13 protein-coding genes and 1 riboswitch are annotated in these 14209 nt (G+C 65.3%); of the genes, 4 read left to right on the forward strand and 9 right to left on the reverse strand.

Translation table 11 applies throughout. From position 1 onward, the window contains the following. Positions 1–93: 93 nt before the first annotated feature. The 4 genes from art_RS18330 to art_RS18345 form a co-directional block, all read right to left on the reverse strand. On the reverse strand, positions 94–1287 hold the full coding sequence (locus tag art_RS18330; RefSeq protein WP_038467249.1) for an ROK family transcriptional regulator: 1194 nt from the start codon (positions 1285–1287) through the stop codon (positions 94–96). 325 nt (positions 1288–1612) lie between these two features. Next, positions 1613–2131, reverse strand: coding sequence for a gamma carbonic anhydrase family protein (locus art_RS18335; protein ID WP_038467252.1), 519 nt, complete (start codon positions 2129–2131; stop codon positions 1613–1615). Between the two features lie 51 nt (positions 2132–2182). Further along, positions 2183–3172, reverse strand: coding sequence for an aldo/keto reductase (locus tag art_RS18340; protein ID WP_038467253.1), 990 nt, complete (start codon positions 3170–3172; stop codon positions 2183–2185). 9 nt (positions 3173–3181) lie between these two features. Further along, a complete protein-coding gene (locus art_RS18345) occupies positions 3182–4144 on the reverse strand; it encodes a LysR family transcriptional regulator (protein WP_082000418.1) in 963 nt (320 codons plus the stop codon). Positions 4145–4214: 70 nt separating this feature from the next. On the opposite strand from art_RS18345, the gene art_RS18350 reads away from it, so the two are divergent. After that, positions 4215–5249, forward strand: a complete 1035-nt coding sequence (locus art_RS18350) for a YeiH family protein (RefSeq protein WP_038467257.1) — start codon at positions 4215–4217, stop codon at positions 5247–5249. A gap of 140 nt (positions 5250–5389) precedes the next feature. On the opposite strand, the gene purU is transcribed toward art_RS18350, so the two are convergent. Beyond that, positions 5390–6274 (reverse strand): formyltetrahydrofolate deformylase, encoded by an 885-nt coding sequence (gene purU / locus art_RS18355; RefSeq protein WP_082000419.1) that lies wholly within the window; start codon positions 6272–6274, stop codon positions 5390–5392. A 40-nt stretch (positions 6275–6314) separates the two neighbouring features. Beyond that, a riboswitch (ZMP/ZTP riboswitch) is annotated at positions 6315–6402 on the forward strand. An 80-nt stretch (positions 6403–6482) separates the two neighbouring features. On the opposite strand from purU, the gene glyA reads away from it, so the two are divergent. Both glyA and art_RS18365 read left to right on the forward strand, forming a co-directional pair. Further along, positions 6483–7769, forward strand: a complete 1287-nt coding sequence (gene glyA, locus art_RS18360; protein ID WP_038467259.1) for a serine hydroxymethyltransferase — start codon at positions 6483–6485, stop codon at positions 7767–7769. After that, positions 7763–8647, forward strand: a complete 885-nt coding sequence (locus tag art_RS18365; RefSeq protein ID WP_253901406.1) for a bifunctional methylenetetrahydrofolate dehydrogenase/methenyltetrahydrofolate cyclohydrolase — start codon at positions 7763–7765, stop codon at positions 8645–8647. The genes glyA and art_RS18365 overlap by 7 nt, the downstream gene beginning before the upstream one ends. 217 nt (positions 8648–8864) lie before the next feature. Here art_RS18365 and art_RS18370 read toward each other — a convergent pair whose 3' ends face one another. The 4 genes from art_RS18370 to art_RS21285 form a co-directional block, all read right to left on the reverse strand. Further along, positions 8865–9173: a protealysin inhibitor emfourin gene (locus art_RS18370; protein WP_038467261.1), complete on the reverse strand. Its 309-nt coding sequence runs from the start codon at positions 9171–9173 to the stop codon at positions 8865–8867. Next, positions 9170–10243, reverse strand: coding sequence for a M4 family metallopeptidase (locus art_RS18375; protein WP_038467263.1), 1074 nt, complete (start codon positions 10241–10243; stop codon positions 9170–9172). Before art_RS18375 ends, art_RS18370 begins: the two co-directional genes overlap by 4 nt. 380 nt (positions 10244–10623) lie before the next feature. Further along, positions 10624–11313 carry a response regulator transcription factor gene (locus tag art_RS18385; RefSeq protein WP_052136751.1) on the reverse strand — a complete coding sequence of 230 codons (690 nt, stop codon included), beginning with the start codon at positions 11311–11313 and terminating at the stop codon, positions 10624–10626. After that, positions 11310–12713, reverse strand: coding sequence for a sensor histidine kinase (locus art_RS21285; protein WP_052136752.1), 1404 nt, complete (start codon positions 12711–12713; stop codon positions 11310–11312). The genes art_RS18385 and art_RS21285 overlap by 4 nt, the downstream gene beginning before the upstream one ends. Positions 12714–12839: 126 nt before the next feature. Between art_RS21285 and art_RS18395 the strand changes: the two genes are divergently transcribed. Continuing rightward, the gene (locus art_RS18395; protein WP_157875350.1) at positions 12840–13682 is read left to right on the forward strand and encodes a GAP family protein; all 843 of its coding nucleotides are present in this window, start codon (positions 12840–12842) and stop codon (positions 13680–13682) included. Positions 13683–14209: the final 527 nt, after the last annotated feature.

The raw sequence follows: 14209 nt of genomic DNA on the forward strand, positions 1-14209 counted from the left end.
AGTTACCTGCATCACTATTTGCAGTCAACTATTTAACGCAACGGATTGATAACGGTGCAAAATATCATCCGCATCCGCCCGCAACGGTGCTGCCTACTGACGCCAGTGGCGGCCGTGGGTCAGGGCCAGTGAGATGGCGCCCAGAGCTTCTGCCCGGTCGCCCAGTGATGACATGAGAACTGCCGTCCCCTCGCCGACGGCAGGCACGGCGTGACGCACCAGGCCGCGACGAATGGGAGCCAGCAGCGTTTCCCCCAGGGGTGCCAGCGGTCCGCCAACCACGATCATTTCGGGGTTGATCATGTTGGCGACGTTGGCCACAGCCTTACCTACAGCCATGCCCGCATCGTCGATAACCCGCAGGGTGGCCGCATCTCCGGCCTTGGCGCGGCCGATGATGTCCGAAACCGTCAGCGGGGCTGCTTCGCCACGGCTGAGAAGTTCGATCATGATGGCTGTCGAGGCCACCGTTTCAAGGCAGCCGCGGTTGCCGCAGCGGCACACGAGTCCCTGGTCAAAGATCGTGGAGTGGCCGATCTCGCCCGTTATTCCCGTGTGCCCGTAGTACGGGGCGCCGTTGAGTATTAGCCCGGCACCAATGCCGCTGCCGATCTTGAGGAACATCAGGTCCTTGGCTGCGCGGTGTTCACCCCACGTGATTTGCGCCAGCGCTCCCAGGTTGGCGTCATTGTCAGCAAAAACCGGCAGGGTCAATGCAGCTTCCAGTTGAGCCACGATGTTCACACCCACCCATTCGGGCAGGATGGCACCCCGAATAACAGTGCCGGTGCGGTGGTCGATGGGTCCGGGGACACCCACGCCCGCGCCGGCGACCTGGTTGCGGCTGATCCCTGATTCCACCAGCAGGTCCTCGAGCATGGCTGCGGCCGTTGCGATGCTCTCCCCGGCCAGGTGGCCCACGGGCAGGTGGGCAAACTTTTCGGCCTTGACTTTGAAGGCGGGACTGGCCAGCACCAGTCGCACATGGCTTCGGCCAAAATCGATTCCGGCCACGACCTCCGGGGTTTCCAGTAGGGACACGGCCAATGCGCGGCGCCCGGAGCTGGTGGTGGGTGCTGTCGCGGCCAGTCCGTCGATGCACAGTGCCTTCACGATGTTGGAGATCGTTGCTGTGGATAGTCCGGTGGCCCGCGCCAGGTTGGCCTGGGACAGGGAGCCTTGCTCGCGCAGCGTGGCAATGATGAGCTGTTCATTGCGCTGGCGCAGGGCAGACTGCGAGCCCGGCCTGGAGCTGTTGCTGGCAGGCTGGGCGGTGGGTTTACTCATGCATAGTAGCGTGCATCACCTTTGGCCTTGTAGTCAAACTATGAACGCAATTTTGAGCTTCTGCAACATTCTTTACTTAACGCAAAACTCAAAAAAGGACAAAAAATACTCAAAGCCACGACGCCACGGTGCGGCGGGGGTGCTTTGTGTATCGATTGGGCCCTCGCAATGTTCATAATTTGTCGAATTTGTTACACAATGCACCAAAATTTCCGGAGTGTGAAAGGCGGGGATGCGCGAAAGCCCCGTCCGCCGTCGTAATTACTAACGACGGCGGACGGGGACTTTGGCCTCCAGGGTGCCTTGGGAAGCTGGTTCCGTCGCGCTAGGCCTGGACCGCCTTGTGCTTGCGGGCCAGAACGGCGTAGTGCCGGGCGTTGTCCTTCACGTGTTCCAATTCCTCGGGGGTCAATTCTCGGCGCACCTTGGCGGGCACCCCGGCAACCAGCGAACCGGGCGGGATGATGGCGCCTTCCAAAACCACGGCGCCTCCCGCCACCAAGGAGCCGGCGCCAATGACGGCCCCGTTCATGATGGTGGCGCTCATGCCGATCAGGCAGTCGTCCTCCACGGTGCAGCCGTGGACGATGGCGCCGTGGCCAACGCTCACGCCGTTGCCCACGCTGGTGGGGAAGCCGGGGTCGGCGTGCAGGACCACGTTGTCCTGGAGGTTGCTGCCCTGACCGACGGTGATGGAGTTGGTGTCCCCGCGCATCACAACGCCATAAAAGGCGCTGGAGTCCGCGCCCAGCGATGCGGCGCCGATGATGACGGCGGTGTGGGCCACAAAAGCACTTTCGTGGACATCGGGTGTGTTGCCGTCAAGGGTGATGAATTGATTCATGGTTGATCCAATCTTGGGGCGGATGGGGTGGGGCTGGAGATTTCCGGGGGTCTACCAGCGGGGGTGGATGTCGGCGCGCAGCAGGGAGTCGTAAATGTCCTGGACGCCGTCGTTGAACCGGGCGCTGAGCGGCGGCATGGCACCGGCGGCTGCGTTGGTCGCGGCCTGGTCGGTGGACCGGGCTCCGGGGATGACGCTGGAGACGCCGTCGAGTTGCGCCACCCAGGCCAGGGCAGCCTGCGCAGTGGTGCCACCGGCTTCGGCGGCGAGTGCCGAGAATTTATCCGCGGCCTCCAGCCCCACCGCATAGTTCACGCCGGAGAATGTTTCGCCCACGTCGAAGTGGCTGCCGTCCCGGTTGAAATTGCGGTGGTCGTTCTCCGCGAAGGTGGTGGCGGCGGTGTACTTGCCGGAGAGCAGGCCGCTGGCGAGGGGGACGCGGGCGATGATGCCGACCCCTGCCGCACGCGCCGCAGGCAGCACTTCCTCCAGCGGCTTGAGGCGGAACGCGTTGAGGATGATCTGGATGGTTGCCACGTTGGGGCGGGCGATCGCGGCCAGCGCCTGCGCGCAGGTTTCGACGCTGAGGCCGTAGTTGGCGATGGAGCCCTCCGCAACAAGCGTGTCCAGCGCGTCATAAACCTTATCCGAGGTCACGACCGCAGTGGGCGGGCAGTGCAGCTGGACCAAATCGAGGGTGTCCACACCGAGGTTTTTCCGGGAGCGGTCGGTCCAGGCCCGGAAGTTCTCCATGACGTAGTTTTCCTGGAGCTGCTCCAGGCGCCGGCCCATCTTGGTGGCGACGGTGATGCCGTGGTCCGGCCCGCGCTCCTTCAGGAAGCGCCCGATCACCTGCTCGCTGCGACCATCGCCATAGACATCCGCCGTGTCAAAGAACGTGACGCCGGCATCCGTTGCGGCCGTGAGTACCGAGAGTGCATCGGCCTCGCTGACATCGCCCCAATCCGCGCCCAGCTGCCAGGTGCCAAGCCCGACGGCGGACACGGTGCGGTTAGTCTTCCCCAGGATGTGAGTTTGCATTCCCCCAGCCTAGCGAACAGGCAGACATGGGTGAGGCCCGCCGTCGATCTTCATCCTTGGCCTCCCGGATCCCGGCTGCCCATTGGCGGCCGCCACCGCGACCAAAACGGATGCGGTCCCTGCCAACCTTTGGGGTCCCGACCAGACGGCAGTCAAAGGCCGGCTGATGCCCTGTCCCTCAAAAGGGACGCGCAACAGCTCGCCGCTGGCTAGCTGCGCCTGGAGGGCAAGCCGGCTGAGCATGGCAGGGCCCGCACCCGACGCCACAGCAACTCGAACGGCCGCGTTGCTGCCCAAGGCCTGCACCGGCTCGGCAGCGGCGAACCCCGCCAGTACTTCCTGCAGTGCCTCACGCGTGCCCGAGCCGGGTTCCCTGACCACCAAAGGGGTTTCCGCCAGTTCCCGCAAGCTGATCTTGCCTGAGCGGCCGGCCCATTCGTGGTGAGGGGACACCACCAACAACAGTTCGTCCTCCTGGACCACCATGGCATTGAGCCGCACTGGAACATGCGGGGTCTCAACGAATCCCAGTTGGAGAGTTCCTTTCTGCACCTCGTGGAGGACCTGTGTTGAATTCAGCACCTGAACCTCGGCGCGCAACTGCGGCAGACGGCGCCTCGCCTCGGCCAACCACGCAGGCAACAGCGTTTCCGCAATGGTCATGCTGGCACCCACACGCAGTTCCAGCGTGTTGCTGCCGCCGCTATGCCTGCGCCAGTCGTTGAAGCGCTGCGCAGCTTCGAGGAGTTCGCGGGCTTGGTTCGCCAGCGCCCAACCGGTGCTGGTTGGGGTGGAGCCGCGGGGACTGCGTTCAAGCAAGGCCGCCTCCAACCCGGCCTCCAGCTCGGCGAGGGACCTGCTGGCATTCGGCTGCGCCATGCCCACTTTTCGCGCCCCCGCGCCGACACTGCCCTCATCCGCTACGGCAACGAACAGTTCCAGCACGTTCAGGTTGGGCCAGGCGTCAGTCATATCGAAACTATATATCCTGGTGTGAAAGTAATGGGTATCGAGCAGCCCTGCCCACTGTCAGCATGGAAAGATGTCAACTCAAACCCAGCAGGAACCTCCCACAACAACCCGGCACGGCACCCTCGCCCTCAAGAAATACGCCCCTGGGCTGCTTTTGTGTGCTGCGGCCGTGGCGGTTGCCATGATCGTCAACAGTGTCCTTGCCGGCCTCAGCCCGCTGATCATTGCGATCGCACTGGGCATCGCGTTGACCAACATGGTCCGTCTGCCCGCCACCACGGCACCAGGCATCAACCTGGCCGCCAAAAAACTGCTGCGCCTGGGGATTGTTTTCCTTGGCTTGCAGCTGGTCTTTTCAGACATCATTGCGCTGGGGGCGCCCATGCTGGCGGTCATCGTGTGCATCGTTGCCGGGGGAATCGTTGGCACCCTTTTGATGGGACGCCTCTTGAAGATGCGCCGGTCCCAGGTCCTGCTCATTGCCTGCGGCTTTTCCATTTGCGGGGCCGCCGCGGTAGCCGGCGTCGAGGGAGTGACCGACTCTGACGAAGAAGATGTGGTCACAGCCGTGGCACTGGTGGTCGTCTTCGGCACCTTGATGATCCCTGCCATTCCATTTGCGGGACGCCTGCTGGGCCTGGGCCCGGAACTCAGCGGGCTGTGGGCCGGTGGCTCCATCCACGAGATTGCCCAGGTTGTCGCGGCCGGAGGCATCATAGGTGGCGGGGCGCTAGGCGTGGCAGTCGTGGTCAAGCTGGCACGTATATTACTGCTCGCACCCGTCGTGGCCATCCTGAGCGTGCGTCAGCGACACTCCGGGCGGGGGAAGGCTGGGGAAAAGCGTCCCCCCATTGTTCCTGTGTTTATCATCGGCTTTCTGGCAATGGTGGCCCTTCGTTCCACCCTGGATCTGCCGGAGGTTCTGGTCCAAGGTGGCGGCCTGGCGCAAACCGGCCTGTTGTCCGCCGCGATGTTTGCTTTGGGATGCGGGGTCAAGATCCGCAACCTCATAGGCCTCGGAGCCCGCCCGTTTATCCTCGCTGCAGCCTCGACCGTTCTCGTTGCTGGCATCGCACTCGCCGGCATTGGGCTCGTCCACGCCTGAGCAGCGCAAGGCGACATCCCGCCGTCGAGCCGCACTCTCTCAGGAAATCGAGTTTGCAGTTGTTAGACGAAATCGTCAACTGAAAGCGCTTTCCAGTCCAACAAGTGCAAACTCGATCTCAAAAACGGAGAGAGGAGGGGTTAGTCGAAGACGACCGTCCGGTGGCCGTCCAACAGGACCCGGTGCTCGGCGTGCCACTGCACGGCCTGGGCGAGGGTGCGGGCTTCGACGGCGCGGCCCATGGAGACGAACTGCTCCACCGAGTGGCCGTGGTCAACGCGGATGACTTCCTGCTCGATGATGGGGCCCTCATCCAGCGCCGCAGTGACGTAGTGGGCCGTGGCGCCAATGATCTTCACGCCGCGGGCATGCGCCTGGTGGTACGGCCGCGCCCCCTTAAAGGACGGCAGGAACGAGTGGTGGATGTTGATGGCGCGGCCGGTGAGGTGGTTGCAGAGGTCATCGGAGAGGACCTGCATGTAGCGGGCCAGGACAACGAGTTCGACGTCGAGCTCCGCCACCAATTCCCGCAGCGCAGCCTCCGCGTCGGCCTTCGTCTCGGCGGTGACGGGGATGTAGTGGAAGGGGATGCCGTAGAAATCGGCGAGCGGCTTCAGATCCATGTGGTTGGAGACGATGGCCGGGATTTCCACGGGCAGGGTGCCGGAGCGCTGCAGGAACAGCAGGTCGTTCAGGCAGTGTGCCGCCTTGGACGCCATGATCAGGGTCCGGATCGGGGCACCCGCGCGGTGCAGCGTCCACTGCAGCGCAAACTTCGCGGCAACCAGCTCGAGGTGCTCGCGGAGCCTGGAAAACGACGTCGCGGTTTCAACGGCGACCCGCATGAAGAACGTGCCGGTGTCGGGGTTGCCGTATTGCTGGGAGTCGGTGATGTTGCAGCCGGCCTCCAACAGGGAACCGGAGACGGCATGGACAATTCCGGGCTGGTCGGCGCAGGACAGTGTCAGCACATAACCGTGCGTAGCAGCGGGGGAGGAATCAGTGGGGGAAATCAAGTCAGTCACCCATCCAACGTTACCGTCGAATTGCGGCCCTGTATTACTATTAAGGAGTTGCGACTGGCGATGAGGTGGGACACCACCGGGGAGCAGCACGAGCGAAGACTTTGCGATCGTACGCCTGGGACGCAAGGTCACGTAAGCCAATACCTAGGGGTTTGGCGATAACCTTTTCAAGAAGAGTTTTTTCGTGCTGTCCACTCAGGAGTCTGTAGTGTCTTTTTCCCCCACCCAGTCCGTCACCAACGCCCCGCTCTCCGAGCTTGACCCGGAAATCGCGGCCGTCCTCAAAGACGAGCTTGCCCGCCAGCGCGACACGCTGGAAATGATCGCCTCCGAAAACTTCGCCCCCCGCGCAGTACTCCAGGCCCAGGGCTCCGTCCTGACCAACAAGTACGCCGAGGGCTACCCGGGCCGCCGCTACTATGGCGGCTGCGAGGCCGTTGACGTGGCCGAGAACCTGGCCATCCAGCGCGTGAAGGACCTTTTCGGCGCCGAGTACGCCAACGTCCAGCCGCACTCCGGCGCCCAGGCCAACGCTGCTGCGCTCGCAGCAATGATCAAGCCCGGCGAGAAGATCATGGGCCTGTCCCTGGCCCATGGCGGACACCTGACCCACGGCATGAAGCTGAACTTCTCCGGCAAGCTCTACGATGTTGCCGCCTACCAGGTTGAGGAAGACACCTTCCGCATCGACATGGACAAGCTGCGCGAGCAGGCCATCGCCGAGAAGCCCCAGGTCCTCATCGCCGGCTGGTCCGCGTACCCGCGCCAGCTGGACTTCGCAGCCTTCCGCTCCATCGCCGACGAGGTTGGCGCGCTGCTCTGGACCGACATGGCCCACTTCGCCGGACTCGTAGCAGCAGGCCTGCACCCGAACCCGGTGCCGTACTCCGACGTGGTCACCTCCACCGTGCACAAGACCCTCTCCGGCCCGCGCTCCGGCGTAATCCTGGCCAAGGCCGAGTGGGCCAAGAAGCTCAACTCCGCCGTGTTCCCGGGACAGCAGGGCGGCCCGCTCATGCACGTCATCGCCGCCAAGGCAGTGGCCTTCAAGGTTGCCGCAGGTGAGGAATTCAAGGAGCGCCAGCAGCGCGTCCTGGAAGGTGCTGCGATCATCGCCGAGCGCCTGAACGCACCCGACGTTGCCGCAGCCGGCGTGTCCGTGCTGACCGGCGGCACCGATGTGCACCTGGTGCTCGTTGACCTGCGCAACTCCGTCCTGGATGGCCAGCAGGCCGAGGACCTCCTGCACAGCGTCGGCATCACCGTGAACCGCAACGCCGTCCCGTTCGACCCCCGCCCCCCGATGGTCACCTCCGGCCTGCGCATCGGCACCCCGGCACTGGCCACCCGCGGCTTCGGCGCCAAGGAGTTCACCGAGGTTGGCGAGATCATCGCAGCAGCCCTGAAGGGCGGTGCCGACATTGCCGCCCTGGGCGCCCGCGTCAAGGCACTCACCGCGGACTTCCCGCTGTACCCCGGCCAGGAAGAATGGTAAAAAGCATGACTGCTCAAATCCTTGATGGCAAGGCCACAGCCGCTGCCATCAAAGCCGAGTTGACGCAACGCGTTGCGGCACTTGCCGCACGCGGCGTCACCCCGGGCCTGGGCACCATCCTGGTTGGCTCGGATCCGGGCTCCCAGTGGTACGTGGGTGGAAAGCACAAGGACTGCGCCGAAGTTGGCATCAAGTCCATCCGCATCGACCTGCCCGAGACGGCCACCCAGGATGAAGTCCTGGCCGCCGTCCGCGCGCTCAATGAGGACCCGACCTGCACCGGCTACATCGTCCAGCTTCCCCTGCCGAAGCACATTGACCAGGACGTGGTGCTGGAAGCCATCGACCCGGCCAAGGACGCCGACGGCCTGCACCCCATGAACCTGGGGCGCCTGGTCGCCAACGTGAACCGGCCCATGGTCTCCCCGCTGCCGTGCACGCCCAAGGGCTGCATTGTGCTGCTGGAACGCCACGGCATTTCACTGAACGGCAAGCGCGTAGTGGTGGTTGGCCGCGGCGTCACGATCGGCCGGCCCATGGGCCTGCTGCTGACCCGCCGCGACATCAACGCCACCGTGGTGCTGGCGCACACCGGCACGCTCGATCTTGCGGCTGAGCTGCGCGAGGCCGACGTGGTGGTTGCCGCAGCCGGCGTGCCGCACATGATCAAGGCCGCCGACCTGAAGCCCGGCGCCATTGTCCTGGATGTTGGCGTGAGCCGCGTGGATGACGGCAATGGCAAGGCCGTTGTCACCGGTGACGTGGAGCCGGCGGCCGCCGCGGTGGCGAGCTGGATTTCCCCGAACCCTGGCGGTGTTGGTCCCATGACCCGCGCCATGCTGCTGGCCAACGTGGTCGAGGCCGCCGAGCGCGCCTAGCCCTTTAGATGGGCGCACGCGCCCGAGGGCCCCGACGCGAGCTTGCGAGTGTTGGGAGGGCATGGGGAGGCCGACGACGGAACTTGGGTTCCGTCGTCGGCCTCCTTTTGCGTTGGCTGGGTTGGTCGATCCTGCGCTCTGCCGCCAATCCTGCTTCGTGCCGGCGCTGACATGTGAATGGCTTGTTGCCGGGAGGACAGCTTGCCCGGGGATGCGGCTATTCGATGGAGTCAATGCGTTCGGGCCGGCTGTCCACCCATGCCACGAGCAGCCGGACGTTCTCCGGCATGCTGTCATCCGTGCACCGAACCTTGAAGGAGTGCTCGGTGCTCTCCACGGAGATTTCGTAGAGCTGAGCGTCAGGCCACCTGCGGGCGTCGGCCGGAGCGGGCAGTGAGTCCAGATTCGCGCGGGCGACCTCCTGTGCAAACGCCTTCGCGGCCGGTTCCGGCAGGGCCTGGGCATCCAGCTCGGTCCGGGCGACGATCCCGGCAATGCCCCCGCCGCGAATAATTGTCAGCTTCATGAGAGCACCCCCACCGTCTTCCACGCGTTGTGGACGGCTTCCTGTTCGGCGGCACCAAACAGCGTCCCGGCCACGTCGACCGTGGCATGGGCGGCCGCATCAAATTGGGTGGTCGGACGCAGCAGGGTGGTCAGGACCTGGTACCAGATCCGCCCCGCCTTCTCCCAAGCATGGCCGCCCAATGCGATCGCCGCGAGGGCGAAGGCCCGGTTGGGGATGCCCGAGTTGATGTGCACGCCGCCGTTGTCGTTGCGGGGGTCGTTGTCATCGGGCAGTTCCACGTAGTGCGCCATGTCCGCGGGCTGCGTGTCGCCGGAGTGGGCCGTGCCGGGGTGGAGCATGGAGCGCAGCGCCTTGCCGAGCCCGGGGACCAGGATCCCCTCGCCCACCAGCCAGCTGGCCTCGGCCGCCGTCTGGTTCAGGCTGTACTGTTTGACCAGCGAGCCGAAGACGTCGGAGAACGATTCGTTCAGCGCCCCCGACTGCTTGCTGTACTCCAGTCCCGCGGTGAACTCGGTGATGCCGTGAGTCAGCTCATGGGCGATCACATCCACGGAGCGTGTCAGTCCGCCCACTTGGAAGATTCGTCCGCTGCCGTCGCCATAGACCATTTGGGTGCCGTCCCAGAAGGCGTTGTCGAAGGCAACGCCATAGTGGACGGTGGAGACCAGCTCCATCCCTGCGTTGTCCAGGGAGTTGCGGCCGTAGATGTCCCGGTAGAACTCGTAGGTGGCGTTGCTGCCGTCATAGGCCTGGTTGACCGCCTCGTCCTGCACCGGCGGCTTCTGCCAACCGCGCACCAGGACCCCGGGCAGGAACGGCCTGCCCTGCTTTTGGTTGTCGTAGACGCTCAGCCGCTCGCCCGTCTCGGCAGCCCCGCCCATCAACGCCCCGGCATGCAGGTTCAGCCGCCGGCCCAGGTGGCCCATCACGGCACGTTGGGAACGGATGGCCGCGGAGGTGGCCAAGGCCCGCACCGCGGCCTCACGCTGCGCGGGATTACCCTCCACGGCCAGCCATCCCAGCAGGTCTGGCGGCGCGATGCTGCAGGTGTGTTGGATGCTTGACATGATCTCCACGCTCCTTTGAGGCCTTCCCCCATGATGCGCCTGTTCGGGAGCCGCGGCAATGAGGGCGCCGGGAATACCCTGAAAGGTTATTGCCCGAGCTCAGGCTGGCCGCCCCAGACCATGGTCGCCGCGGCTGGGGCCACGGATGGTCCCGCCCGTGGTTCCTGCTTATCCCGCTGTTTTGGATCGTGGTGATTGGCCTGTTCATTTTCCTGGACCCGCGCCGGTGGCGCCGCAGCCGTGAATGGCACCAGAACCTGGGCGCCGAGTCCGTGCTGCGGGAGCGCTACGCCCGTGGCGAGGTTGACGAGACCGAATACCACCAGCGCCTGGTGGTGCTGCGCGGGCCGAAAATGCAGGGGTGTGGGGGACGCGCCGGGCTATTTCTGCAACAGCGCCGCCTGCACCCGGTTTGCCAACCCCAGCTTCGAGAGCACCCGGGAGACGTGCGTCTTGACCGTGGCCTCGGAAATCCCCAGCCGGCGCCCGATCACGTAGTTCGTCAGGCCCTCGCCCAGGGCGGCAAAAACCTCGCGTTCGCGTTCCGTGAGAAGTTCCCAGCCGGGCGGGTCGGCCGGAGTGGCCGCCGGGACCGTTTGGGCGGAGAGAGCCGCGGCCACAATCCGGGCGGTCACCTCCGGGGCAATGACCTGGTCGCCGTCATGGACCCGCCGCAGCGCCGCCGTGATGGCCTCCGGCTCCGCCGTTTTGAGCAGAAATCCGGCAGCGCCGGCCCGCAGCGCACCAAAAAGCTGGGAGTCCTGGTCAAACGTTGTCAGCACCAGCACGGTCGAGTGGCCCTCCCCGACAATGATCCTGGTGGCCTCGATGCCGTCCATGACCGGCATGCGCAAATCCATAAGCACGACGTCGGGCCGCAGCGCACGTGCCATGGTGACGGCGGCGCCACCGTCACCAGCCTCGCCCACCACCTCCATGTCGGCTGAGGTGTCCACCACCATGCGCATGCCGAGCCTGATGGCGGCATGGTCATCGACAATCAGGACCGTGATGGGTTGCCGTGCCGGAACGGGGGCCGGGGCCGGAGCCAAGGCGGGGTGCTCGGTCATGCCGTGTGTCCTTCGGTGGGGTGTTCGGTGTTCGCGGGTGCCGCGGGTGCTGCGGGGACGGAGAGCGGCAGTCGCAGGGCCACCTTCCAGTCTGTGCCGTCCGGTGCAGCCGTGAGTGTTCCGCCTGCGTGTGCCGCACGGAAATGCATGCTGGGAATGCCTGTGCCCGTTCCGGTGGATGACCCGGCAGTGCCTGCGGGCAGGGCACTGCTGACCGTCAACAAAAGGTCATGGCCGGCATTCCCATTCGTCCCTGCTGGCGTGCCGCTTGGTGGGTCTGCTGGTGCTCCGGCTGGTGTGCCGGACGGAACCGCGGCAAGTGAGATGACCACCGGTTTCCCGGGTGCATGCTTGGCCGCGTTGGCCAGGGACTCGGACGCTATGCGGTACGCCGTGGTCTGGACGGGCAGCGGCAGGTGATGGCCGCCGTCGTGCAGAGAATTGCTGAAGCGCACGTCCCCGCCTGCCTCACGGTGGGCCTCGATCAGCGGTGCCAGTTCGGCGATCCGCCCCGGTGCCTCGGAGGATGCGCCGGAGTGCAGCAGCCGGATCATGGTGTTCAGCTCGTCCAGGCCCGAAACGCTTTCGGCACGGATCTGGCGCAGCAGCACGGTGCCTGGGGTATCAGACGAGGCGGTCCTGGCGGCATGGAGGGCGGCCCCGGACTGCAGCGCGATGGCCGAGAGCCGGGCGGAAATGACGTCGTGGAGTTCGCGTGCCATGTGCTGTCGTTCGTGCTCGAGGGCAAGGTCATGGGCATTGCGCTCGGCCAGAATCCGCTGCTGCGCTGCGTCATGGACGGCATCTGCGCGGGCGGATTCGCTCTCCGCCAGCTGGTTGGCCTTGCGCAGGTTCCCCGCCCATTCCACGGGGGTCAGCAGCGTGACGACGGCAAGGACGCCCGCAGCCACCGCGATGCCGGCATTTTTGGACGCGGCAAAGGCGGCAATCACCAACAGCACCGTCAGGGCCCACGATGCCCTGGACGCGAGCGAGGCGGCTTTGGTGGTGCCGAAGAGGACCAGTGAGAAGAAGAACTCAAAGATCAGCAGGAACGCTCCGGCGTGCCCGGCCAGGAGCAGTCCCACCGCCGCCGTGCCGCACATCCAAGCCATGGCCGTAGGTGCGGTGCGGCGGAACAGGACGCCCATGCAGCCCAGCACCGCAATGGCCGGCCAGGCTGCTGCCAGCTGCTCCACCTTGAGGCTGCCGAAGGCTGTCAGATTGACGGCGTCGAGGAGCCAAAAGAGCGCGAAATAGCCGCCGGCCAGTGCCATGTCCTCGACCTTGATTTTCGCCATGCGCCGCACATTGAGGCGCATGAAACTACTGCCGAGTCGCCGGAACAAGGGCGCAGGGCGGCTGAGTGCCGGGCCGGCGGGTGCTGCGGATTGGTCCATGTCCCCAGTCTTCCGTGGGGTGGCAGGTGCGGGCAAACGAAACGCGGGCAGATGCGACGAAGGTATGACCTCCGGGTGCGTCCAATGGCCGACGCCGCCCGGGTCCGGCGTTGGCAGGCTGGACCCATGACGATCGCAATTTATGCCCAACTGGCCGTTCTGGCACTCATCGACAGCACCAGCATCGGCACCCTCCTCATCCCGTTGTGGCTGCTGCTGCGCCCCGATGCCCGCCGCATGGTGCCGCGGATTCTGCTGTACCTGGGTGTCCTGGCGTTCTTTTACCTGCTGGTCGGAATCGTCATGCTCAGCGGTGCCGACTGGGCCATCAGTGGAATGGGCGGCGGCTCGATGGCAGCGATCCCGGCCGTTCAGTGGGCCATGGTGCTGGCAGGCGGCGGCATGCTGGCGTATGCACTGATGGCGAAGCCGGGCGGCAAGGATCCCGCGAAAAAGACGGTGGCAGCAGGGGCAGACCGGGCGTCGGCGGGTTCTGCGATGTCCCCGGCCGACACCCCGGCCGTGGCATCGGACCCCCCAACGGGTGCTGCATCCGTTCCGGAAACTCCGGCGGTGGAGATCAAATGGCAGCAGCGGCTGTCGACGGCGTTGCGGAGTCCGGGCGGCATTGTGGGACTGGCGTTGATTGCCGGGCTGTTGGAGCTGCCCACGATGCTTCCGTATGTGGTGGCGATCGGCGTGCTGTCCAACTCGGCGCTGGCGCTGCCGGGTGAGATTGGGGTCCTGGCCGTGTACTGCCTGGTCATGCTGCTGCCTGCCCTGGTGCTTGTGGGCTTGCGCCTGCTCGCGGGGCAGAAGTTGGACGCCCTGTTGCGCCGGCTCAGCTCCAAGTTGGGTGCGTTTGCCAGCGAAACATTGCTGTGGGTGCTTGGCATTGTCGGCTTCCTCCTGCTGCGCGGCGGGCTGTCCGCCCTGGCCCCCGACGCTCCCTGGAACCCCTTTAAATAGTCCCGAAATGCCCATCCTTGCGGCCGAACGGGCCTATGGACGTCGGGTTGTCAGGTAAATGTGTTGATCGGATTGGCTACGCCCGATCAACGTGTCGAGAAGGGAGCAACTCGACAGCGTTGGCAACCCGATTTTGCCGAGCAGGGACCGGACCCGCGACATGCCGCCAAAGTTGCACCCTCCTCGCAGGTTGGGGGCACTTTCACGGAATGGGCGGGTTCCAGGGAAGGTTGGACCGCGGGTTGGGTGCATTCTCGATGCGGATTGGCGCGGCAATAAGCACTGATGCGCCGGTCAGGTTGCAACCGCCCCTGGAATCGACGATTTCGACCCCACAATTCGAGTTCCAGGGCCGAAATTGCGAGCTCGTGGGCCCGCGCGGCATGTCGGGTGATGGATCGCATCAGCTGCAGTCTCAACTGGGGCGCAGCGCAAGAGCCGGGGACGGTGCCAAGGGCGGGAAAACCGCGGCTGGAGGGGCCCGGCGTCGTGCTACACAGCGGCACGCGTCACATGCATCAAAACAG

Source organism: Arthrobacter sp. PAMC 25486 (genome assembly GCF_000785535.1).
Classification (GTDB): domain Bacteria; phylum Actinomycetota; class Actinomycetes; order Actinomycetales; family Micrococcaceae; genus Specibacter.